Annotated in this window: 19 protein-coding genes; 9 read left to right on the plus strand and 10 right to left on the minus strand. The window is 66.7% G+C overall.

Features of this window, described 5'->3' with window-relative positions; translation table 11 throughout:
* The first annotated feature begins 248 nt into the window (after positions 1–248).
* Both purT and AC3WT6_RS05865 read left to right on the plus strand, forming a co-directional pair.
* Entirely contained in the window at positions 249–1,445 is a 1,197-nt protein-coding gene (purT, locus tag AC3WT6_RS05860; RefSeq protein ID WP_492652851.1) for a formate-dependent phosphoribosylglycinamide formyltransferase, read from the plus strand.
* Positions 1,446–1,507: 62 nt separating this feature from the next.
* Complete coding sequence (locus AC3WT6_RS05865) at positions 1,508–1,987, plus strand: RDD family protein (RefSeq protein ID WP_492652624.1); 480 nt, start codon at positions 1,508–1,510, stop codon at positions 1,985–1,987.
* 101 nt (positions 1,988–2,088) lie between these two features.
* Here AC3WT6_RS05865 and AC3WT6_RS05870 read toward each other — a convergent pair whose 3' ends face one another.
* Positions 2,089–3,993, minus strand: coding sequence for an N-acyl-D-amino-acid deacylase family protein (locus tag AC3WT6_RS05870; protein ID WP_492652625.1), 1,905 nt, complete (start codon positions 3,991–3,993; stop codon positions 2,089–2,091).
* A 254-nt stretch (positions 3,994–4,247) separates the two neighbouring features.
* Here AC3WT6_RS05870 and typA point away from each other — a divergent pair, with 254 nt between their 5' ends.
* On the plus strand, positions 4,248–6,083 hold the full coding sequence (typA, locus tag AC3WT6_RS05875) for a translational GTPase TypA (protein ID WP_492652626.1): 1,836 nt from the start codon (positions 4,248–4,250) through the stop codon (positions 6,081–6,083).
* A 141-nt stretch (positions 6,084–6,224) separates the two neighbouring features.
* Here the strand turns inward: typA and AC3WT6_RS05880 are convergent, their stop codons facing one another.
* The 4 genes from AC3WT6_RS05880 to AC3WT6_RS05895 all read right to left on the minus strand — a co-directional run bounded on the left by AC3WT6_RS05880 (position 6,225) and on the right by AC3WT6_RS05895 (position 10,806).
* Positions 6,225–7,424 carry a fatty acid desaturase gene (locus AC3WT6_RS05880; protein ID WP_492652627.1) on the minus strand — a complete coding sequence of 400 codons (1,200 nt, stop codon included), beginning with the start codon at positions 7,422–7,424 and terminating at the stop codon, positions 6,225–6,227.
* A 133-nt stretch (positions 7,425–7,557) separates the two neighbouring features.
* A complete protein-coding gene (locus AC3WT6_RS05885) occupies positions 7,558–8,691 on the minus strand; it encodes a glycoside hydrolase family 5 protein (protein ID WP_492652628.1) in 1,134 nt (377 codons plus the stop codon).
* 29 nt (positions 8,692–8,720) lie between these two features.
* Complete coding sequence (locus tag AC3WT6_RS05890) at positions 8,721–9,770, minus strand: TIGR04283 family arsenosugar biosynthesis glycosyltransferase (RefSeq protein WP_492652629.1); 1,050 nt, start codon at positions 9,768–9,770, stop codon at positions 8,721–8,723.
* 7 nt (positions 9,771–9,777) lie between these two features.
* Positions 9,778–10,806: an SPOR domain-containing protein gene (locus tag AC3WT6_RS05895; protein WP_492652630.1), complete on the minus strand. Its 1,029-nt coding sequence runs from the start codon at positions 10,804–10,806 to the stop codon at positions 9,778–9,780.
* 187 nt (positions 10,807–10,993) lie between these two features.
* Here AC3WT6_RS05895 and AC3WT6_RS05900 point away from each other — a divergent pair, with 187 nt between their 5' ends.
* Together AC3WT6_RS05900 and AC3WT6_RS05905 are read left to right on the plus strand one after the other, a co-directional pair.
* Positions 10,994–12,460 (plus strand): RimK family ATP-grasp domain-containing protein, encoded by a 1,467-nt coding sequence (locus tag AC3WT6_RS05900; RefSeq protein WP_492652631.1) that lies wholly within the window; start codon positions 10,994–10,996, stop codon positions 12,458–12,460.
* Positions 12,457–12,909 (plus strand): GNAT family N-acetyltransferase, encoded by a 453-nt coding sequence (locus AC3WT6_RS05905; protein ID WP_492652632.1) that lies wholly within the window; start codon positions 12,457–12,459, stop codon positions 12,907–12,909. Before AC3WT6_RS05900 ends, AC3WT6_RS05905 begins: the two co-directional genes overlap by 4 nt.
* Positions 12,910–12,928: 19 nt before the next feature.
* Here AC3WT6_RS05905 and AC3WT6_RS05910 read toward each other — a convergent pair whose 3' ends face one another.
* Complete coding sequence (locus AC3WT6_RS05910) at positions 12,929–13,462, minus strand: Rid family hydrolase (RefSeq protein WP_492652633.1); 534 nt, start codon at positions 13,460–13,462, stop codon at positions 12,929–12,931.
* 129 nt (positions 13,463–13,591) lie between these two features.
* Between AC3WT6_RS05910 and ppk1 the strand changes: the two genes are divergently transcribed.
* Complete coding sequence (ppk1, locus tag AC3WT6_RS05915; RefSeq protein ID WP_492652634.1) at positions 13,592–15,703, plus strand: polyphosphate kinase 1; 2,112 nt, start codon at positions 13,592–13,594, stop codon at positions 15,701–15,703.
* 18 nt (positions 15,704–15,721) lie between these two features.
* On the opposite strand, the gene AC3WT6_RS05920 is transcribed toward ppk1, so the two are convergent.
* Together AC3WT6_RS05920 and AC3WT6_RS05925 are read right to left on the minus strand one after the other, a co-directional pair.
* Complete coding sequence (locus AC3WT6_RS05920) at positions 15,722–17,230, minus strand: Ppx/GppA phosphatase family protein (RefSeq protein ID WP_492652635.1); 1,509 nt, start codon at positions 17,228–17,230, stop codon at positions 15,722–15,724.
* Positions 17,227–17,625, minus strand: coding sequence for an MAPEG family protein (locus AC3WT6_RS05925; protein WP_492652636.1), 399 nt, complete (start codon positions 17,623–17,625; stop codon positions 17,227–17,229). The genes AC3WT6_RS05920 and AC3WT6_RS05925 overlap by 4 nt, the downstream gene beginning before the upstream one ends.
* A 191-nt stretch (positions 17,626–17,816) precedes the next feature.
* Here AC3WT6_RS05925 and AC3WT6_RS05930 point away from each other — a divergent pair, with 191 nt between their 5' ends.
* From AC3WT6_RS05930 to AC3WT6_RS05940, 3 genes are all read left to right on the plus strand, one after another.
* On the plus strand, positions 17,817–18,143 hold the full coding sequence (locus tag AC3WT6_RS05930; protein WP_492652637.1) for a c-type cytochrome: 327 nt from the start codon (positions 17,817–17,819) through the stop codon (positions 18,141–18,143).
* A 20-nt stretch (positions 18,144–18,163) separates the two neighbouring features.
* Positions 18,164–18,508, plus strand: a complete 345-nt coding sequence (locus AC3WT6_RS05935) for a c-type cytochrome (RefSeq protein ID WP_492652638.1) — start codon at positions 18,164–18,166, stop codon at positions 18,506–18,508.
* A 235-nt stretch (positions 18,509–18,743) separates the two neighbouring features.
* Positions 18,744–19,337 (plus strand): outer membrane beta-barrel protein, encoded by a 594-nt coding sequence (locus AC3WT6_RS05940; RefSeq protein ID WP_492652639.1) that lies wholly within the window; start codon positions 18,744–18,746, stop codon positions 19,335–19,337.
* A gap of 78 nt (positions 19,338–19,415) precedes the next feature.
* Here AC3WT6_RS05940 and rpoD read toward each other — a convergent pair whose 3' ends face one another.
* Positions 19,416–21,257 carry an RNA polymerase sigma factor RpoD gene (gene rpoD, locus AC3WT6_RS05945; RefSeq protein ID WP_492652640.1) on the minus strand — a complete coding sequence of 614 codons (1,842 nt, stop codon included), beginning with the start codon at positions 21,255–21,257 and terminating at the stop codon, positions 19,416–19,418.
* Positions 21,258–21,342: 85 nt separating this feature from the next.
* Positions 21,343–23,088, minus strand: a complete 1,746-nt coding sequence (dnaG, locus tag AC3WT6_RS05950; RefSeq protein ID WP_492652641.1) for a DNA primase — start codon at positions 23,086–23,088, stop codon at positions 21,343–21,345.
* Positions 23,089–23,110: the final 22 nt, after the last annotated feature.

Consider the following 23,110-nt stretch of genomic DNA (forward strand, 5'->3'; position numbering starts at 1 on the left):
AGTGGGGAGATGGGCGACGGCACCAATTCCTCGCCGCCCGGGGTGGACCTCACTGTTGATCATGCGCCTGAACTGCGGGTGAATCACCCGTCCTGAGCAGCGCTCGGCCGGCGCCAACCCGGAACGCGACGGTGGCGATTTCCCGGCTCCCGCCTTGGTTGCGGGGCTCCGAGGCTTCGCGCTACCAGCAAACCACCGAAGACCTGCAAACTATCGGCCCGCGCCCCTTTCACTGAACCCCGCCCATGATCCCCAGCTTCGGTACTCCGCTTGCCGCCAACGCCACCCGCGTGCTCTTTCTTGGCTCCGGCGAGCTTGGCAAGGAGGTGGTGATCGAGCTGCAGCGCCTGGGCGTGGAAGTGATCGCCTGCGACCGCTACGCCAACGCTCCGGCCATGCAGGTGGCGCACCGCAGCCACGTGTTCCCGATGCTGGACGGCGCCCGCCTGCGGCAGGTGGTGGAGCAGGAACGGCCGCACTACATCGTCCCCGAGATCGAGGCCATCCACACGCCGACCCTGCTGGAACTGGAAGCCGAGGGCTGGAACGTGATCCCCACTGCCCGCGCCGCGCGCCTGACCATGGACCGCGAAGGCATCCGCCGCCTGGCCGCCGAGACTCTCGGGCTGCCGACCTCGCCCTACCGCTTCGCCGACAACTACGCCGACTTCCAGGCGGCGGTGGCGGCGGTCGGCATCCCCTGCGTGGTCAAGCCGATCATGTCCAGCTCCGGCAAGGGCCAGAGCGTGGTGAAGACCGCCGCCGACGTCCAGAAGGCCTGGGACTACGCCCAGGCCGGTGGTCGCGCCGGCGCCGGCAAGGTGATCGCCGAGGGCTTCATCGACTTCGACTACGAGATCACCCTGCTTACCGTGCGCCACAGCGACGGCCAGGGCGGCACCAGGACCAGCTTCTGCGCGCCCATCGGCCATCTGCAGATCGATGGCGACTACCGCGAGTCCTGGCAGCCGCACCCGATGTCGCCGGCGGCGCTGCACAAGGCCGAGGCGATCGCCGAGGCGGTCACCAGCAATCTGGGCGGTCGAGGACTGTTCGGCGTCGAGCTGTTCGTGCGTGGCGACGAGGTGATCTTCAGCGAGGTCAGCCCACGCCCGCACGACACCGGCCTGGTGACGCTGATCTCGCAGGATCTGAGCGAATTCGCCCTGCATGCCCGCGCCATCCTCGGCCTGCCGATCCCCAACATCCGTGCCCGTGGTGCTGCCGCCAGCACCGCCATCCTGCTCGAAGGCGATCGCGTCGCGCCGGCCTATGCCGGTGTCGCCGAGGCGCTGGCCGAGCCGGACACCATGCTGCGCCTGTTCGGCAAGCCGGAAATCCTCGGCCGCCGCCGCATGGGCGTGGCCCTGGCGCTGGCCGAGACCATCGAGGAGGCGCGCGCCAAGTCGCGCCGCTCGGCGGCGCGGGTGCGGGTCGCGGTCTGAATCTTGCGGGCTTCCCGCGGCCCTGTCCCGACTCCGGCCCACGACTCGAAAAGGAATTCTCGATGGCCCGTACCAGCTACTACACCGCGCATGCCACTACTCGCATGGAGAGTCTGGAAGGCATCGAGCTGGCCAGCTTCCGCCGCCGCGCCTTCGCCTGGAGCCTGGATTTCTTCCTGGCCGCGTTGGTTGCCAGCGCCATTGGCGCCGGCTGGGCGCAGCTGACCGGCGCGCCGGTGGAAAACATCAGCTTCTCGCCGCAGGATCATTTCTCCGATCTCTTGATCGGCATCGCCTACTTCGGCCTGAGCACCTGGCGCTGGCAGGGGCAGACGCCGGGCAAGAAGCTGTTCGGCATCCGCGTGGTCTCGCTGGTGCATGAGCATCTGACGCTCTGGCACTGCGTGGAGCGGACGCTGGGTTATGTCGCTTCGGCGCTGGAGGCGGGTTTCGGCTTCTGGCAGTACTTCATTCATCCGAACCGGCAGACGGTGCACGACCGGATCGGCGAAACCATCGTCATCCGCGCGCCGCGCGCCTAGATCCCGCCAGCCTTGCTGGACCTGGCTTGCGGGGGCGAGCTTCTTTCCATCGGCTCAGGGCCTGGATCGGACGGTCCGAGACAGCAGGCAAGCGGCAGCCTCTAGGCCGCGTTGGCCAGTGCCGTCTCGGTGGGCAGCGCTTCGCCACCGTCCGCCAGCAGTACCCGCCCCAGCTTCTCCCGGCCCAGGCGCGGCGCGAAAGCCTGATCGCGCCAGGCCAGCTTGCCGCCGATGTAGGTGGCGGTCACCACGCCGTCCGAGCGGTTGACCATCTGGTGGTGCTGGAAAGCCTCACGCCAGACGAAATGGGTGTTGGCCTCGCTCTGGTAGCGGCGCAGGGCCTCAGGATCGAGCACGGTGATGTCGGCGGGCATGCCTACCGCCAGCCGGCCGGCGCGCACGCCGAAGAACTCGGCGGGTTCGCGGGTGAGCCGGCGCACATGCCAGGCCACCTTGCCCAGTCCCTCCTTCTGCGCCATCTGCAGACCGCGCAGATTGCCGTCGTAGAAGGCCATGTTGGTGAGATGGGCGCCACTGTCGTTGAAGCCGGGTAGCACCTGCGGGTCGAACAGCAGCTTCTCGGTGACCGCCGGATCGCGGTTGGCGGTGACGGTGACGGTGCGCAGCGCGGTGTCGTACTCGCGGTAGAGGTGGAGCATGAAGTCCACCTCGTCGGTGATCGCCGGGGCGCGTTCGAAGTGCTCGCGCTCCTCCTCATTGCGGGCGCCGCCGCCGGTCGCCTGCCAGCCCTGCAGGCGTTGTAGCAGGGAGGCCAGGGTTTCGCCGATCCAGTCGCGCGGGACCGGGCCGGAGTCCACCTCGATCAGGTCCAGCCGGCGGCTGAAGGCGTACTGCTCGCGCCTGAGCAGGCGCTTCAGGTGAGCGAGGTTGAAGCCGCCCTTGCCGAGCATCCACATCTGGCGGAAGCGCGCCTGGTAGGCGGGGTCGTCGAGCAGGGCGCGGCGGGCGGCGCGGTCTTCGAGATCGGGCTCGTTCAACTCGCGCAGTTCGGCGATTTCCTCGGCCAGCGGGTTGATCGGGCCGTCCCACCAGACCCGGAACGGTGCCGCCAGGGCCTGGAAGCGGAAGTGGCCGCCGATGAAGCGCGAATTGAGTAGGCGCGAGAGGAAGATCGCCAGCTTGGCCAGGCTCTTGTTGGTGCTGATGTCGAGCGCCGCCACCGCGGTCACCTTCAAGGTCTTGCCCCAGAGCAGCTTGCTGGTGAGCAGGAAGTTGCGGAACACCGTCAGCGGGTTGTCCTTGGGCGGGGTGGCCTGCCAGACCCGGCCGTAGCGGCGCACCACGCCGGTCAGCCGCTTGAGCTCCGCAAAGCTGCCCCACTGCGAGGGGATCTTGGTGCGCCGGTGCGGGTCGTTGGCGAGGTAGTGGAAGGGCAGGGCGTCGGTGGAGAAGCCCGGATAGCCATTGCGCATCGCGGTGTCGAGCAGGCCCTCCATCTTCTCCAGCTCTTCGACACTGGGTTCGCGGCTGACGCTCTCGCGCAGGCCCATGACCTCGGCGCGCAGCATCGAATGCGGGACCATCGGGATCAGATTGGGGCCCAGCGGCAGGCCGGCCAGATGCTCCAGATAGCCCTTGGGGTCCTGCCAGTCGATGCGCGCCGCAGCCTTCTGCAGCACGTGCTTGGGCATGTTCTCGACGCGGGCGAAGCAGTCCACCACCGGATTCTCACCATTGCGGTCCTGGCGGCCGAAGGCGAGGCCCAGGGAGCAGTTGGCGATCACTACCGAGGTGGTGCCATGACGTACCACTTCCGGCAGGCGGGCATCCAGTTCCACCTCCAGATCAAGGTGGGTGTGGGCATCGAACAGGCCTGGCAGCACCCAGTGGCCGTTGGCGTCCAGCACCTCCCGCGCCTGGCTGGCGTCGAGACCGGTGCCGAGGCTGGCGACCACGCCGTCCTTGATCGCCAGATCGGCCGCGACCGGGGCCTGGCCATCACCATCGAACAACAGTCCGTTGCGGATCAGTACGTCCCACTGCATGGCTCTTCTCCAGTGCGCCTGCGAGCGGCGTACTGTCAGGTCTGGGTTGTTGCCGGGGAAGCGGTAAATCCGCTCTAACGCTGCGATTCCGCGGGCTTATGGCGCCGCAACGCTGGGCCGGCCGGCACCACCGTCTGCCGGTCAGTAGCGGTCTGTCCGCCCGGCGGTGCTACCGCAGTCATGGCCGCGCGCGTACAATCCGCGATCTTTTTTCGTGCTGCGTCGCAGCATCGGGCCTTCAGAGTATCGCTGCCATGAGCATTCAGAACCTCCGCAATATCGCCATCATCGCCCACGTCGACCACGGCAAGACCACGCTCGTGGACAAGCTGCTGCGGCAGTCCCAGACCCTGGATTCCCGCGAGAATCTCGGCGAGCGGATCATGGACAGCAACGATCTCGAGCGCGAGCGCGGCATCACCATCCTGGCCAAGAACACCGCGATCAAGTGGCTGGACAAGCGCACCAACACCGAATACCGCATCAACATCGTCGACACCCCCGGGCACGCCGACTTCGGCGGTGAGGTGGAGCGCGTGCTGTCCATGGTCGACTCGGTCTGCCTCCTGGTGGACGCGCAGGACGGCCCGATGCCGCAGACCCGCTTCGTGACCCAGAAGGCCTTCAATATGGGCCTCAATCCGATCGTGGTCATCAACAAGATCGACCGCCCCGGCGCCCGCGCGCATTGGGTGCTCGACCAGGTGTTCGACCTGTTCGACCGCCTGGGCGCCACCGACGAGCAGCTCGACTTCAACGTCGTCTACGCCTCGGCGCTCAACGGCTACGCCGGTGACAATCCGGACATCCGCGAAGGCAACATGGACTACCTGTTCCAGACCATCGTCGACAAGGTGGTGCCGCCGAAGGTGGACGCCGACGGTCCGTTCCAGATGCAGATCATCTCGCTGGCCTACTCCAGCTATGTCGGCGTGATCGGCACCGGCCGCGTCAGCCGCGGCAAGGTCAAGCCGATGATGCCGGTCAGCGTGGTCGGCCGTGACGGCACGGTGCGTAGTGGCCGCGTGCTGCAGGTGCTGGGCTTCATGGGCCTGGACAAGCACGAGGTGCCGGAAGCGCAGGCCGGCGACATCATCGCCCTCACCGGCATCGAAGAACTGGGCATTTCGGAAACCGTCTGCGACGCCAAGGTGCCGGAAGGCCTGGCCTCGCTGGTGGTCGACGAGCCGACCATGACCATGGTGTTTGAGGTCAACAAATCGCCCTTCGCCGGCAAGGAAGGCAAGTTCGTCACCAGCCGCCAGATCGGTGATCGCCTGCAGAAGGAGCTGAAAACCAACGTCGCCCTGCGCGTCGGTCCCGGCGAGGCGCCGGACCAGTTCCTGGTTTCCGGCCGCGGCCTGCTGCACCTCTCGGTGCTGCTGGAGAACATGCGCCGCGAAGGCTATGAAATCGGCGTCGGCCGCCCGCAGGTCATCACCAAGATGGTCGACGGTGTCGAGCACGAGCCCTACGAGACCCTGGTCGCTGACGTCGAAGAGGCCAACCAGGGCTCGGTCATCACCGGCCTGGCCGAGCGCGGCGGCAAGATGGTCAACATGGTGCCGGACGGCAAGGGTCGCGTCCGTCTCGAATACACCATCAGCTCGCGCGGCCTGATCGGCTTCCGCTCCGAGTTCGTCAACCAGACCGGCGGTACCGGCCTGCTGTTCCACAACTTCGACCACTTCGGCCCGGCCGGCGAGAACAAGCAGCTCGGCCAGCGCTACAACGGCGTGATGATCTCCAACGAAATGGGCAAGGTGCTGGGTTATGCCCTGTTCAACCTCCAGGAGCGTGGCCAGATGTGCGTGGCGCCGGGCGATGAGGTCTATGAAGGCCAGATTGTCGGCATCCACAGCCGTGACAACGATCTGGTGGTCAACGCGCTGAAGGGCAAGAAGCTCACCAATATGCGCGCCTCGGGTTCGGACGAGAACATCATCCTCACCCCGCCCAAGAAGTTCTCGCTGGAGCAGGCGCTGGAATTCATCAACGACGACGAGCTGGTGGAGCTCACCCCGCAGTCCATCCGCCTGCGCAAGAAGTTTTTGAAGGAAAGCGAGCGCAAGCGCAGCGGCAACAACTAAGGCGGCCCTCCGGACCGCATTGGAAACCCCGCCCTCGAGGCGGGGTTTTTTTGTGGTCGCCGCCGCGTCCGGCGTCTGGGCAGTGCCCAACAAAAAGCCCCGCGTGAGCGGGGCTTGTCTGGAGTCGCCGCCTTCTCTGGCTTAGGCGTAGGCCATCTGCGCCCGCAGCAGCTTCACGCGCTGGCGCTGCATTTCCAGCGCTTCCTCGAGTGCACGCTCCATGGCCAGCAGCTTCTGGCGCATCTCGCTGTGTTCCCACTGGTTCTGTGCCTCGTGCATGCGCTCGTGGACACGCTCGCTGAGCTGCTGCTTGGCGGCTTCCAGCTTCTCGGCCTGCAGGCGGCTCCACTCGGCGACGGTCTGGCTGAAGTTCTGCCACTCCTGCTCCAGCAGGTGCTGCAGCTCTGCGACCCGGCCGGTATTGGTGTTCGCCTTTTGCGCCAGCTTCTCTCGCGCGCGATCGAACTGCGCCTGCAGCATGGCGCGCTGAATCTTGAAGTCTGGCACCCGCTTCAAATCGGAAGTCAGACCCACCCAGGAGCACGCGGCGATCAGCCACTTGGTCGGGTCGTAATGCCACCAGCGGATGCCGTTGCGGTAGTCGTACTGAAACAGGTGGTGGTAGTTGTGATAGCCCTCGCCATAGGTGAGGAAGGCCAGCACGTCGTTGTCGCGCGCGGTGTTGCGCGTGGTGTAGGGCTGGCGGCCCCAGAAATGGGCCAGCGAGTTGATGAAGAAGGTGACGTGGTGGTTGACCACCAGGCGCAGGAAGCCGGCGATCAGCACGAAGCCCCAGAGGTCGCCGTAGGCCAGGCCCAGCGCCACCGGGATGCCGATGTTCATCCCCAGGATCAGCGCCAGGTAGTTGCGGTGCTGCCACATCACGATGCGGTCTTCCTTGAGATCGCGGGCGTTCTCGTAGTCGAGCTTGCAGCTCGGGTAATCGCGGATCATCCAGCCGATGTGCGAGTACCAGAGGCCGCGCTTGGCGCTGTACGGGTCCTTGTCGACGTGATCGACGTGCTGATGGTGGATGCGGTGCATCGAGGCCCAGATCAGGATCGAGTTCTGGATCGCCATGCCGCCGAACAGCGCGTAGAAGACCTTCAGCACCGGATGCGCCTTGTAGGCGCGGTGCGCCCACAGGCGGTGGTAGCCGGCGGTGATGCCGATACCGTTGGCGTAGAGCAGGACCACGCCCCAGAGCCAGGCCCAGCCGGAGACGTCATGCGTCCACAGGTACCAGGGCAGCACGGTGAACAGGGGCAGGGTGGTGAACACGAACATGAGCGTGGTCACCCAGTTGATGGGTGCGTGCTCAGTGGCAGACGAGGACGACATCAAAAACTCCGAAGGGAGGGGACGCAAAGGCCGGCACCGGTGCTTTGCCGATGCTTGTTGCCCGTCATGGTAACAGTTTACAGATGTTCACTGGATGACGGCCGGCGGCGACCAGGCCGGCGCGGTGCACCGCTCAGCGGCTGGAGAGCTCCAGTGCGGCGGCGGCATCCGGGTCGACCACGCGGCGGCCGCGCGGACCGCTGACCAGGCCGAAATGGCCGGCGTAGTCCCAATGGCTCCATGGGATGCGGCGGGCGTCCAGCAGCTGCCGGGCGTCGCTCAGCCAGGCGCGGCGGGCTTCGGGGCGCACGGCGTCGCGCACGGCGCCAAACTCGTTGCACCAGATCGGCACCTCGTTGCGTGCCGCCCAGAGGCCGGCCTGATCGAGCAGTTCGCCGAGCTTGGCGCGGTTCCAGCGCTGCTCGCCATACCAGGCCAGGTGCTCGCGCGCCTCGGGATCGGCGCTATCCAGCAGCGGCGCCACCGCCTCTGGCGAGGACGGGTAGGGCCAGTTGGCGAACTTCGCCCACAGTGGCCAGCCCCAGGTGGCTCCCTGGTGGGTGAAGTTGTGCGGCTCGTAGAAGTGAAAGGCGTAGACCAGATTGGGGTCGGCCAGCGGCTGCATCGCCACCAGATTGCCGATGTCGGAATACTGGTTCCCGGCGACGACGATGGTGTGACGCGGCGCCTCGCTGCGGATGGCGCTGACCAAGCGCTGCATCAGCTCACGCGATTGTGCGGCATCTTCCAGCATCGGCTCGTTCAAGGCCTCGAACACCAGCTTGCTGGGCGCCCCGGCTTTCAGCGCCCGGGCCAGCCGTTGCCAGAAGTCGGCCAGCGCCTGGCGGCCCGCCTCGGAGCTGGCCAGCTGGCGTTTGAACTCGCCGCTGGGTTGCAGCGCGATGATGACCAAGAGGCCTTCGTTCTGCGCCTGGGCGATGCCACGCTCCAGTTCCGCCAGCGGCTCGGCCTTGAGCTGGTCCAGCTGCTGCGGGTCTTGCAGAAAGCCGGGATCGACCTGGATGCGCACATGGCGCAGGCCCAGACGGCGGATCAGCTGAAAGTCGCTGGCGTCGATGTACCAGCGCTGCGGGTCGATATTCGGCGCGCCCCGGTCGGTGAGCCAGGTGGACAGGTTCACCCCGCGATTCAGGGCGCGCAGCAACTCCGGCGTCGGTGCCGCCTGCGCCTGCGCGGGCTCTCCCTGCAGATTGCAGCCCAGCAGGAGCAGTGGCAGGAGCAGGCTGGCGGCAAGGAGGCGGCGCATGGCGTTCCATCGTTGAGGGGTAAATTAGCTTAGGCGAGCCAGGCCCCGCCCGCAGTGCTTCCACCGCCGGCCGGTGGCGGCCGGGGGAGCAGGGCCAGCAGGCTCTGGACCAGCCCTGCCGCCAGTCGCCCGGCCCAGGGCTGCGCGAGACGCGGCGCCAGCAGGTGGTCGTGGGCGCGCAGCAGCGGGCCATCGAGTCCGGCGCCGGACAGCTGATCGGCCCCGTAGGCCAGCTGCCAGGCGTTGTCGCAGAGCAGCCGTCCCAGTCGTTCCCAGAACACTTGCTGCTGCGCCAGCGGCAGCGCCTCCAGCTGTTCCCGCATTGCTTGCAGAAAAGGCCGCAGCCGCAGGCGCCGGGTCTGGGCCTGTTCGCGGTAGAGGCCGGGAACCTCGCGCAGATAGGCATCCAGCCCGCCGGCCTCGGCCGCCACCATCAGCGCCATCAGCGCATAGCGCGCCGCTGGCCCTTCGCTTTCGAAGCGGCGGGCGCTGGTGGACAAGCGCCCCGGCAGCAGCAGCCAGCGCCCGGTGGCGAAGATGTCGTCGGCCAGGCGGTCGTCCTCGAAGATCGGCAGACGGGTGTCGAAGCCGCCCAGTGCCTGAAAGTAGTCGCGGTGGATCAGCAGGCCCTGGTCGCCATGGATGCTGTAGCGGCGCTGGCTGGCGGTCTTGCCTTCCAGGTAGCGGAAGAAGTACTCGCCGCCCGGCTGGCTACGGCGAAAGCGCAGTGGCCAGTGGCCGGCGACCGCGAGGTTGTCTTGCGCCGCCTGCTGGATCGCCGCCAGCGCCTCGGCCAACTGGCCGGGGTGGCCCAGACGCGAGTCGGCGTGCAGGAACAGCAGCCAGTCGGAGCGGGCAGCGTCGGCGCCGTGGTTCATCTGACTGCCGCGGCCGCGCGGCGCGCGAACTACCCTTGCTCCGCGACTGGCGGCGAGCTGGCGGCTGGCGTCGTCGGAACCACCGTCGGCGACGATGCAGCGCAGCTTCAGGCCGCGTTGGGCGGCGAGATCATCCAGCAGCGCCGGTAGCGCGGCGGCTTCGTTCAATGCCGGGATGATGACCGCCAGGCGGCGGTCCATGGGCGGCTCAGAGCGGCGAGACCCAGCCCTGGATGCCGGCCTTGGCGAGGGTGGTCTTGGCATAGGCGCGGGCTTCCTCGGCGCTGGCGAAGCTGCCGACGGTGCTGCGATACATGGTCTGTCCCTTCACCTCGGCCTGGCGGGTGGCGGCGGGCAGGCCCTGGTCGAGCAGCGCCTGGCTGCGGCTTTCCACGGTTTCGCGCTTGGCCAGCGACAGCACCACCACGGTCCAGCCGCCGCTCTTGGCGCTGGCTGGCGTGACTGCTGCGCTGGCGGCTGGCGGCGCCGCGGCGGGGCTAGTTGCCGCGAGCGCCACCGCGGCCGGCTTGCTGACCGGAGCGATGATCGGAGTCGGTGCTGGGCGACCGGCGGCGGCCAGTGCCGCGTCGGCGGCGGGCTCGGCGAACTCGCTGGCGCTCAGCGCCAGGCGCATCGGCTGGTCCTCGCTCAGGCGCAGCTCGCGCACCTGACCATCGGGGGTGCGGCGCAGGCAGTTGCCGGGGGTATCGAGGCGGTGGTCGGGCGCGCCGCTGGTCTGGATCTCGATGGCGCCGGCCAAGAGGCACAGGGTTTCGCCGGCGGCGTCATTGGCGCCCAGGGCCTCGGCGCCGTAGATGCGCGACTTCAGGCTGCCGATGTTGAGGCGGATGTCGAGTGGCACCCGGCCACTGCCGACCCGGCTGTCGACCCGTACCGTGCCCGAGAGTAGCTTGAAGCGGCCCTGTGCCGGGTTGCCGGCGCGGCTGTCGTAGACCTGCAGCTCGGCGCTGCGTGCCAGGGTGATCAGGCCGGCGCCGGCCAGTTGCAGCGCCGCCCGGCTGTTCGGTGCCAGGGTGACGGTGTCGCCGTTCAGTACCGGATTGCGTGCCAATAAGGGCGCCGCTGCGTCGGCACGGACGCTACGCGCGCCACCGTCAACGCGCAGCACCAGCAGTTCCGAGGCCGCCGCCGCTGTTCCGCTGGCCAGCAGCATGCTCAGGGCAATCAGGGCGCGCAACTTCATCTTGAACGGTCCGGTGAACGACTGTTGCTTCATACTTGGTCGAGCATGATCGGGCAGTCGCCTGCGCCGGGCAAGCTTGCCGCGTGCTAGCATCGCCTGCGGGTTCCAGAAAGCCATTCCGAATCGCTCCGCCCACGCATTGCGCAATGCCCCAAGAGTCTGACGACCCCCTGCCTGCTCCAATGGGAACAAGGCGGCTGCGACTAGGTTGCACGCTACCGTGACCGGTATCGTCATCGTTGACGACGCCCGCGACTGGCCACTGGCCATTCCGGGCGTCGATGTGGTCACCGCCTGGAACTACCTGACCCAGGATCTGTTCACCCGCCTGCGTGGCGTGCGGGTCTACAACCTCTGTCGCAGCTTCAGCTACCAGTCCACCGGCTACTACGTGTCGCTGCTGGCGCATGCGCGCGGCCACAAGCCGCTGCCCGACATCGCCACCGTGCAGGACCTGAAGCTGGCGGAAAGCCCGAGCGTGCTCAACGACGAGCTGGACGAGCTGATCGACAAGAGCCTGGCTCGCCTGGGTTCCAACGAGTACGTGCTCAACATCTACTTCGGTCAGAGCCCGACCAAGCGCCACGAGCGGCTGGCGCGCGCCCTGTTCAATTTCTTTCCAGCGCCCTTGCTGCAAGCCAAGTTCGAATGGCGTGGCGAGGAGTGGAAGGTCGAGGCCTTGTCCGCCGTTGCCCTCGGCGAGGTGCCGGCCAGCCATCACGAGTTCATGTACGAGGCGGCGCGCGAGTATTTCGCCCGCCGCCGCTCGCCGACCAAGCGCCGTGACTCCACCCGCTACGATCTAGCGATCCTGGTCAACGAGTCCGAGACCGAGCCGCCCAGCAACGCCAAGGCGCTCAAGGCCTTCGAAAAGGCCGCCGAAGACCTCGGCTTTTCGGTGGACTTCCTCGACAAGTCCGACTACGGCCATGTCGCCGAGTACGACGCGCTGTTCATCCGCGAAACCACCGCGGTCAACCATCACACCTACCGCTTCGCCCGCCGCGCCGCCCGTGAGGGTCTGGTGGTGGTCGATGACCCGGAATCGATCCTGCGCTGCGCCAACAAGGTGTATCTCGCGCAGCTGATGGAGCGGCATCGCATTCCGCAGCCCAAGACGCTGCTGATCCACCGCGGCAATGTCAGCTACGTGGGGCGCGAGCTGGGGTTCCCCTGCGTGCTCAAGCAGCCCGACTCGCAGTTCTCCAAGGGCGTCATCAAGGTCAGCAGCGAGGCCGAGCTGAAGCGCGAGTGCCGCGAGCTTCTGGAGCGCAGCGACCTGATCGTCGCGCAGAGCTTCGAGCCCACCGAGTACGACTGGCGCATCGGCGTGCTCGACGGCCGGCCGCTCTACGCCTGCCGCTATTTCATGGCCACCGACCACTGGCAGGTGGTCAAGCGCGACGCCGCCGGCAAGAAGAGCGAGGGTAATCACGAGACCCTGCCCATCGAGGAAGCGCCACCGCAGGTGGTGAAGGTGGCGGTCGAGGCCGCGCGCGCGATTGGCGACGGCCTCTACGGCGTCGACCTCAAGCAGTTCGGCAAGCTGGTCAAGGTCATCGAGGTCAACGACAACCCCAATATCGACGTCGGGGTCGAGGATCTGGTGCTCAAGGCCACGCTCTACAAGCGGGTGATGGAGCACTTCCTGCAGCGGCTGGACGTCCAGACCCGGTCCAAGCCGTGAGCGCGCCACAGATTCGTCGGGGGCGCATCGAGGATCTCGATGCCCTGCTGGCGCTGGAGGCGCTGTTTCCCTCCGACCGCATGAGTCGCCGTGCTTGGCGGCGCTTTCTCACTTCCCCGCGCGCCGAGGTGCTGGTCGCCGAAACCGGCCCGAAGCTACTGGGCGACCTGCTGCTGCTGCACCGTGCCGACAGTCGCAAGGCGCGCATCTACAGTCTGGTGGTGGCGCCGGCGGCGCGCGGCCAGGGTTTGGGCGAGGCCCTGGTCATGGCCGCGGAACGCGCGGCGGCGGCCCGCGGCGCGCAGGCAGTATCGCTGGAGGTGCGCCTGGACAATCTCGCCGCGCGCGGCCTCTACGAAAAGCACGGCTACCGGCAGATACAGGTGCTGCCTGGCTATTACACCGATGGCGCCGACGGCCTGCGCCTGCTCAAGCTGCTGGCGACCTGAGCAGGCGGCGCGAGGCATCTCAGTCCGGCCGTTTCACCCGCGGCGAGCGCCCGGCGCCAATGACCGCCACCAAGCGCATCTCCACGACCGCGCCCGGCGCCAGCAGGGCGCTGGTGCCGACCGCAGTCCAGGCCGGATAGCCTTCCGGGAAGTATTCCTTGTGCACCTTCAGGAAGCGTTCGAACTCGGCGTTGAAGGCGGTGGAGTCCTTGGGCTGGGCGTGAAAGGTATTGATCTCGACCACGTCCGAGAGCTTGGCGCCGGAAGCCTCCAGGGTCTTGCGTGCCCGTTCGAACATCCGTCTCACTTGCTCCTCGTAGCTGCCCTCGCCACCGGCCGGGATGCCGGAGACGATCACCGTGTCGCCCACCCGCACCGCAGGCGCGTAGTGGTAATCGTCGTAGGCGCGATCCAGTCCGGCGGGGATGACGATGGTCTTGTTGCCGTGACTGTCGGCCGCGAGCGTGTTGTCGGTTACCAACACGCAGCCGCTGCTGAGCAGCGGCAGCGACAGGCAGGCGAGCAGGAGGCGAGGCGAATTCGGTAGGCGCATGGCGGGCTTGGGCAGAGACGATGGAGCCCTTGTGATGCGCCAAGCCGTCGTGGGGTTGAAAGCCTCTGTCACGCCTTCGTCACCGGCCCCGCCGCAGGATACAGTGTTGCCCTGTCAACTTTGTCCGCCATGAATCTGAAACCCGCCGAGCTGTTCCTGAATCGCGAACTCTCCCTGCTGCAGTTCAATCGCCGGGTGCTGGCGCAATCGTTGGACGAGAGCGTGCCGCTGCTGGAGCGCCTGAAGTTCCTCTGCATTGCCTCCAGCAATCTCGACGAGTTCTTCGAGATTCGCGTCGCCGGCATCAAGCAGCAGATGAAGACCGGTGTGCAGCAGCGTTCCACCGATGGCCTGCAGCCGGCCGAGCTGTTCAAGCTGATCTCCGACGAGGCGCATGCGCTGGTCGAGGAGCAGTACCAGGCGTTCAACGAGGTGGTGATCCCGGAGATGGAGAAGGCCGGCATCCGCTTTCTGCGCCGCGCCGCCTGGACTGGCGAGGTGGACGCCTGGCTGCGCAATTTCTTTCTCACCGAACTGCTGCCGGTACTATCGCCGATCGGTCTGGACCCTGCGCACCCGTTTCCGCGCATTCTCAACAAGTCGCTCAACTTCATCGTCTCGCTGTCTGGCAAGGATGCCTTCGGCCGCAATACCGGCCTTGCCGTGGTGCAGGCGCCGCGCGCGCTGCCGCGGCTGATCCGCATTCCGGCCAAGGTCAGCGGCGGCAAGGACGATTTCGTGTTCCTGTCCTCGGTGATCCACGCCTACATCGACGAGTTGTTCCCGGGCATGGAGGCCAGCGGCTGCTACCAGTTTCGGGTCACCCGCAACTCCGACCTCTTGGTCGACGAGCAGGAGGCCGAGGACCTGCTGGAAGAGCTGGAAGACGTGCTCGAACAGCGCCAGTGGGGCGATACCGTGCGCCTGGAGATTGCCCACAATTGTCCGGGCGACATGCAGCAGCACCTGATGGAAGTGCTGCAGCTCAGCGAGGCCGATGTCTATCGCTGCAACGGCCCGGTGAACCTGATGCGGCTGATGGCGGTGCCGGATCTGGTCGAGCGGCCAGACCTCAAGTACCCGCCGTTCACCCAGAAGCTGCCGAAGTGGAGTCAGGGCGATCTGTTTGCCGCCATCCGCGAGAAGGACCGGCTGCTGCACCACCCCTACGACTCCTTCACGCCGGTGATCGAACTGCTGCGGCAGAGTGCCAAGGACGCCAATGTGTTGGCGATCAAGCAGACGCTCTACCGCACCGGTGCCAAGTCGCCGGTGGTCGATGCCCTGGTCGAGGCCGCCCGCAACGGCAAGGAAGTCACCGTGGTGGTGGAACTGCGCGCGCGCTTCGACGAGGCCGACAACATCGATCTCGCCGAGCGGCTACAGGAGGTCGGCGCCCATGTCGTCTATGGCGTGGTCGGCTACAAGACCCACGCCAAGATGATGCTGGTGGTGCGCCGCGAGGAGTCCGGGCTCAGGAACTACGTCCACCTCGCCACCGGCAACTACCATCTGCGCACCAGCCGCCTGTATACCGACTACGGCCTGATGACCGCGGACGCGGAAATCTGCAAGGACGTGCACACCGTCTTCCACCAGCTCACCAGCCTGGGCAAGGCGGCGAAGATGCACCGGCTGCTGCAGTCGCCATTCACCATGGCCAGCGGCATGCACGCCAAGATCGAGCGGGAGATGAACAACGCCGCCAGCGGCAAGCCGGCGCGCATCGTCGCCAAGATGAATGCGCTGGTGGAGCCGGAGATGATCGCCCGCCTTTACGCCGCCTCCCAGGCGGGCGTGAAGATTCAGCTGGTGGTGCGCGGCATGTGCAGCCTGCGGCCGGGCGTGAAAGGCTTGTCGGAAAACATCGAGGTGCATTCGGTGATCGGCCGCTTCCTGGAGCACCACCGCACCTTCTACTTCGAGAACGGTGGCGACCCCGAGGTGTATCTGTCCAGCGCCGACTGGATGGAGCGCAATCTGTTCCGCCGCGTCGAGATCGCCTTTCCGCTGCTCGACAAGAAGCTGCGGGCGGAGGTGACCGAGCAGCTGATGGCCTATGTCGACGACCGCGCGCAAAGCTGGGCACTGCGTGAAGACGGCCGCTACGAGCGCTTGGGCGGTGGTGGCAAGGGTGTGCAGACACGGCTGCTGGAGACGCTGACCGATTACGAACTGCCGGAAGCCAAGGTGGTCAGCCAGATGCTCAAGCCGCGTGGCGGCTCCCGACGCAAGAAATAGCGCCGGGAGTGGCGGCGGCTAGCGATAGCGCAGGCGCACGCCGGCGGCGGCCAGATACTCCGCTTCCTGCTCCAGATCGGCCTCGGTCAGAGGGCGCTTGGCCAGCCAGCCTTCCGGGAAGGCGATCTCCAGGGTCTTGCGCCCCGGGCTGAGGGTAAACGGCAGTTGCAGGCGCGGTGTGCGCGAGCGGTGCAGCAGCACCGCCAGACGCAGCAACAGCGCCAGCCGCTGGATCGGCTCGTGCCACTCGCTGGGCAAATCCTCCCAGGCGCTGGCGGTGAACTTGCCGCGATGCAGTCGCACCAGCGCCGCCAGCAGGCGCTGATCGGTGAGCGAGAAGCCGCGCAGATCGCCGTTGCGGAGGATGTACTCGCCGTGACGATGGTGGTTGTCGTGGGCGATGACCAGCCCAATTTCGTGCAGTTGGGCGGCCCAGCCCAAGAGCGTCGCCGACAGCACCCGTGGCAGGTTCCAGGCCACCGCGGTCTGCGCCAGGGCTTTCAGAGCGGTGCGCTCCACCGCCACCGCATGCTCGGGGTCCGCACCGTAGCGGCGCGCCATCGCCGCCACCGCCGCGCCGCGCACATCGCGGTTCTCCAGGCGCCCCAGCAGGTCGTAGACCAGACCTTCGCGCAGGGCGTGCTCGCTGGTCTCCATCTCTTCCAGATTCAGAGCGTCGAAGACGCCGGCCAGCACCGCCAGGCCGCCGGCGAACACTGGCCGCCGATCTTCGCGCAGGCCGCTGAAATCGATGGCGGAAACATGCCCGGCGGCGACCGTCATGTTCACGGTCTTTTCCAGCGCCTCGCGGCTGATGCGGTCCTCGGCCCAGCCCTGCGCCATCATCACCCGCCAGGCGCCGCGCACGGTACCGGAGGCGCCGATGGCGCAGTCCCAGCCCGCCTCACGGTAGCGTCGTTCGAGAAACTCCAGTTCCACCCGCGCCGCCAGCCGCGCCTGGCGGAAGCGGGCGCGGCTGATCACGCCGTCGGCGAAATGCCGCTGGCTGTGCACCACGCAGCCGAGCGCCACTGATTCCATCAGCTTGGGCTCCTCGCCCTTGCCGATGATCAGCTCGGTGCTGCCACCGCCGATGTCCACCACCAGTCGCCGCGGCCGGCTGCGGCCCATGCCATGGGTGACGCCGGAATACACCAGCCGCGCCTCCTCGACGCCGGAGATGATTTCGATCTCGTGGCCCAGAGCCTTTTCCGCGGCGGCGATGAAGATCGCGCCATCGCGCATTCGCCGCAGGGTGTTGGTGCCGGCGACGCGCACGCGGTCGGCGGGCACGCCCTGCAGGCGCTGGCCGAAACGCGTCAGGCAGGCCAGCGCGCGCGCCTGGGCCTCGGGCGAGAGGTGGCGGTCCGCATCCAGTCCGGCGGCCAGCCGCACCGCTTCGCGCAGGCGATCGATGATCTGCAGCTGCCCGGCGTTCTCGCGGGCCACCAGCATGTGAAAGCTGTTGGAGCCGAGATCAACCGCGGCGACTGCCTCGCCGCGGGCGGTGGCCAGCCGCCGCTTCATGCCGCCAGGCCGCGCAGCAGCTGCGTCAGCAGCGCCAGGGCCAGTGCCAGCTGGGTGAAATAAGTGAGGCTGGCGCCCAGTCGACGGGCGCGGTTGATGTTCGCGCGACTCAAGCCCCAACTCAGGCTCAGGCGGCCGAGCAGGAACAGCGCCACCAGTCCGATCAATAGCCAGGAGCTGCCGGCATAGAGCTCATAGCAGAGGCTCATCAGCAGGAAGATCGGCGCCTGTTCGGTGCTGTTGGCGTGCGCGCGGACGGCGCGGTTGAGCTCGGCATTGCCGCCATCACCCAGCGCCACGCCATGGCGCATCCGCAGCTGCGAGACGCGCAGGGCCAGCGCTACCAGCAGCAGGCCGCAGACAGCGGTGGCAAAGCCCGTGACCGGGATGTGCATATGGCCTCGGGAGGCGGGAGGATTCGGGGCGCAGACTATATCGCAGCGTAGGCTCGGGGCCGTGGCGGGGCTGGCGCTGCGCGCTGCCGGCATTCGTTGACGAGGGAGCCGGTTTTGCCTGACCATATGCCGCTTGCGGACGGGCTCCCCACCGCGCACCCGCTGCATCAATTCCTCTGGAGATTCGCACGATGAAGACCGCGCACCGCGCCGTCCTCGCCATGGTGGCTGTCTTTGCGCTACCTGCTGTCCACGCCGCCGGCAATCCTGAAGCCGGCCGTGAAAAGGGCAATACCTGCATGGGTTGCCACGGCATCCCCAATTACAACAATGCCTACCCGACCTACCGCGTGCCCAAGCTTGGTGGTCAGCACCCGGAATACATCGTTGCGGCGCTGAAGGAATACCGTGCCGGCAACCGCCCGCATCCGACCATGCGCACGCAGGCGTCGACGATGAGCGACCAGGACATCGAAGATATCGCCGCCTATCTCGCCAAGGCTCCGGCCCACCCGTGAGGCCGTCCAGGATGAATGCCATGACCCAGTTTTCCCGCGTCGCGTTTGCGACCCTTGTCGTCGTCTGTGCCAGCGTCGCTCAGGCCGCGCCGGTCGAAAAGCCGGAAAAGGCTGCCACCTGCGCTGCCTGCCACGGCGAGATCGGTGTCAGTGCCACCGGCATGTACCCGATCATTGCCGGCCAGTACGCCAATTACCTCGAAAACTCGCTCAAGAGTTATCGCTCGGGCGTGCGCAAGAACGCGATCATGGGCGCGCAGGCGGCCAACCTCAGTGATGCCGACATCAAGCAGCTGGCGCAGTGGTTCAGCCAGCAAGAGGGCACGCTGTACACGCCCAGCGTCCACGGCGAGCTGCGTAAGTAAGCAGGCGTCAGTCAGCGCGTGCGAAAGGGCGCCTTCGGGCGCCTTTTTTGTTTCTGGCGCGGCCGCTCGTGCATTGGCCTTGCCAGGCTCGGCGTCGCTGCGCTCAGGCGGCGCCGGGTGTTCATCCGGGACTCAGCTGACTCGGCTATTTCTATAGCCAGCCACGTTGTCAGACGGCGTCCCCGGCCAATCGGCGTGCCGTCGACGTGGTGCCCTGGAGTCACGGAGAAAAACAATGAAGAAGTTACTGATGCTCGGCCTGCTGGCAGCGCCCTTGGCGGCGTTTGCCGACGGCTTGTCGTACAACTATCTGGAAGGCGGCTACTCGAAGGCCACCCAGCGCGATGGTGACGAGAATGATCGCGATGCCGACGGCTATTACGGCAAGGCCTCCGGCAAGCTCGCCGAGCAGGTGTATCTGTATGGTGACTACCGCCACTACAGCACCGACAAGGTTGCCGGCTCTTATGCCGAAACCGATCAGGCCAACATCGGTATCGGCGTCCGCTTCCCGGTCGCCGAACGTCTGGATCTGACGGTTGGCGGTGGCGCCAGCTTCGCGCAGATTTCACCGAAGGGACCGTCCTCCTCGCTGTTCAGCGACGAGGACGACACCGGCTACTTCGTCGAAGGTGGCGCCCGCGCGCTGCTGACCCCGGCGCTAGAGGTGAACGGCGGCATGCGCTACACCAAAGTGTTCGATGAAAGCGAGACCACTGGCCTGGTGGGCGCGGTGTTCAACTTCACGCCCAGCTTTGGTGTCAGCGGTGGCTACGAGTTCGGCGACAGCACCAATGCCTATCTGGTGGGTGCGCGACTGAACTTCTGAGTCGGCTTCGCAGCCAACAAAAAGCCCCGCATCGCGGGGCTTTTTGTTGGGCGGTTGGGTGGCCGCTAGAGGCCCGACTTATTCGTCCAGGAAGCTCCGCAAGTAGTTGGCGCGGCTCGGGTGACGCAGCTTGCGCAGCGCCTTGGCTTCGATCTGGCGGATGCGCTCGCGAGTGACGTCAAACTGCTTGCCGACTTCTTCCAGCGTATGGTCGGTGGTCATGTCGATGCCGAAGCGCATGCGCAGCACCTTGGCCTCGCGCGGCGTCAGGCTGGCAAGGATCTGGTGGGTGGCTTCGGCCAGCGACTGCGAGGTCGCGGTCTCCAGCGGCGACACCGCCTGATCGTCGGGAATGAAATCGCCGAGGTGCGAATCCTCGTCGTCGCCGATCGGGGTTTCCATCGAGATCGGCTCTTTGGCGATCTTCATCACCTTGCGGATCTTGTCCTCGGGCATCTCCATCTTCTTCGCCAGCTCTTCCGGCGTGGGTTCGCGGCCCATCTCCTGGATCATCTGCCGCGAGATGCGGTTGAGCTTGTTGATGGTCTCGATCATGTGCACCGGGATGCGGATGGTGCGCGCCTGATCGGCGATCGAGCGGGTGATGGCCTGGCGGATCCACCAGGTGGCGTAGGTCGAAAACTTGTAGCCGCGACGGTATTCGAACTTGTCCACCGCCTTCATCAGGCCGATGTTGCCTTCCTGGATCAGGTCGAGGAACTGCAGGCCGCGGTTGGTGTACTTCTTGGCGATGGAGATGACCAGGCGCAGGTTGGCCTCGACCATCTCCTTCTTGGCGCGGCGGGCCTTGGCCTCGCCGACGGTCATGCGCCGGTAGATGTCCTTGATCTCATCGACGGTGATGAGGTTGTCGCCTTCCATCTGGTGCAGGGCTTCCTGCATCTTGGCGATGTCGGCGCGCTTGCCGTTGAGAGTGGCCGAATACTTGCGCTTGGCCTTGATCGCCTTGTCGATCCACTCGATGTCGGTGGGGCCGGCATCGCGATAGCGCTGCAGAAACTCCGACTTGTCCATGCCGGCTTCGACCACGCAGGTGCGCATGATGCTGCGCTCGATGCCGCGGATCTGGTCGATCTTGTCGCGCAGGTTGTTGGTGATCTCGTCGACGATCTTCGGCGACAGCCGGAAGGTCATCAGATGGTCGGCCAGCGCGGCGCGCAGCTTCTCGGTCTTCTTGTCGCCCGAGCCGATCTTCTCCAGCGCCGACCAGGCCTTGTCGAACAGCTCCTGCAGCTCGCCGAACTTCTCGGCGCACAGCACCGGATCGGGGCCGGTATCGACCGCCTCTTCTTCCTCGTCGGCAGCCTCCTCGTCGGCGGGTTCCGCGACGATGGCTTCCACCGGCAGCGGCGCTTCCGCCGGGGCGGGTTCGGCATTGGGGTCGAAGAAGCCGACCACCACCTCGGCCAGGCGGCGCTTGCCTTCCTTGGCCTGGTCGTAGGCTTCGAGCAGGATGGCGACGGTTTCCGGGTACTGCGCCATCGCGTACATGGCCTCGTTGAGGCCCTCCTCGATGCGCTTGGCGATGCGGATTTCGCCTTCGCGGTCGAGCAGTTCCACCGCGCCCATCTCGCGCATGTACATGCGCACCGGGTCGGTGGTGCGGCCAAACTGGTCGTCGAGCGCGGCGAGGGTGGCGGCGGCTTCTTCGGCGGCTTCCTCGTCGTCTTCGGCGGCGACCACGGCGGGTTCGGTGAACAGCCGTGCCTCGGCGTCCGGCGCCTCGTCGTGCACCGGGATGCCCATGCCCTGGATCATCACGATGACGTCGTCGATCTGCTCGGCGTCGGTCAGCTCGACCAGATGGTCCGAGACCTCGGCATAGGTCAGGTAACCCTTCTCCTTGCCGAAGGCGATCAGTTTCTTGATCTGGCTTTGCTGGTCAGCGGCTTTGCTCATGAATTCACAACCTTCTAATGCCGCCGGCGTCAGAAGCCGGCTGGGAACCTGTAAGTTTACCCGAACTGGTCATTGCTCGGCCAATTTAGACCGTTTTCAGCTCAGATAGTTGATGTTGCAAACCGATTAACTCTTGCTGCTCGGCGAGGCTCAGTGAACGGCCGGGGCCGACCAGTTTTTCCATCTCGGCCCGCACCGCCCGTTCACGCAGACGGCGCAGGGATTCTCGAAACTCGTTGCCCAGGGCGGCGCCATCGATATCGAGCGGTTCGGCGGCCAATCTGGCCAGCGCCGCGCCCTTGGGGCTGCCTTGCCAGCTCTGCAGTAGCTGGCTGGCTCTGTAGTCGGGGTGCTCCTGGAAGAATTCAATAGCCTCGGCCAGGGCCGCGGCGCCCGGCGCCGGGCTGGCGGCCAGTTGCTCCAGGTGCTGGGCCTGGCTGGCCAGCGCTGGCGCTTCCAGCAGGATGCGTAGGGCGCGCCGCGGCATCCGGGCGGCCGGATCGCTGCGGCCACTGGCGGGACGGCTAGGCGGTGCCGACTCGCTGGCGGGATGCGCGGCCGGTGCCGCCAGCCGCTCGATCTGCGCCGCCGACAGCCGGGTCCGGCGTGCGAGCTCCTCGGCCAGCAGGCTGCGCAGCGGGCCTTCCTTGAGCTTGGCCAGATATGGCTGTGCCAGTGCCGCCAGCTTGGCGCGGCCTTCCAGGCTGTTCAGGTCAACCTGCTTCTCCAGCTCTTGGAGAAGGAAGGCGGTCAGCGGCAGGGCGCCATCGACCAGGGCGCGGAAGGCCTCGGCGCCGATCTCCTGCACCAGGCTGTCGGGGTCGTGGCCTTCGGGCAGGAACAGGAAGCGGCATTCGCGTACGCCATGGACCTCCGGCAGCGCCTGCTCCAGTGCGCGCCAGGCGGCGGCGCGGCCGGCGCGGTCGCCGTCGAAGCTGAACACCACCTTGTTGGTCTGCTTGAACAGCAGGTGCAGGTGCTCGGCGGTGGTGGCGGTGCCCAGGGTGGCGACCGCCTCGCGCACGCCGTGCTGGGCCAGCATCACCACGTCCATGTAGCCCTCGACCACGATCAGGTAGGGCAGGGCGCTCTTCGCCGCCTGCTTGGCCTCGTAGAGCCCGTAGAGGTTGCGGCCCTTGTGGAACAAGGGCGTCTCGGGTGAGTTGAGGTACTTGGCCGGGTCATTGCCCAGCGTGCGGCCGCCGAAGCCGATGACCCGCCCGCGGGTATCGCGGATCGGGAACATGATGCGGTTGCGGAAGCGGTCATAGGCGCCTTCGCGGCCCTCGCGCTCGATCAGCAGGCCGGCTTCCAGTGCGTGCCTGGGGTCGGGGAAGAGCTTGGTCAGGGCATCCCAGGATTCCGGCGCATAGCCCAGGCCGAAGGTCTTGGCGGTCTCGCCGTTGACGCCGCGCTTCTTGAGGTAGGCGACCGCCGCCGGGGCGTGCTTGAGTTGCTCGCGCCAGTAGCGCTCGGCGGCGGCCAGGGCGTCGAGCGGGCCGTCCAGCACCAGGCGTTGCGCGAAGCCACCTTCGCGCGGAATTTCCAGGCCCAGACGCCCGGCCAGTTCCTCCACCGCCTCGACGAAGGAAAGGCGGTCGTACTCCATCAGAAAACCGATGGCATTGCCGTTCTTGCCGGAGGAGAAATCGAAAAACATCTGCTTGGTCGGCGAGACGAAGAACGAAGGCGATTTCTCGTGGGTGAAGGGCGATAGGCCCTTGAGCTCCTTGCCAGCACGCTTGAGTTCCACGCGCGTGCCGATGATCTCGACGATATCGCTGCGCGCGAGCAGGTCTTGGATGAAGGAGTCGGGGATGCGGCCGGTCATGCCGACATTGTAGGAGCGCGCA

It is taken from the genome of Stagnimonas sp. FW305-C-60, from assembly GCF_058782965.1.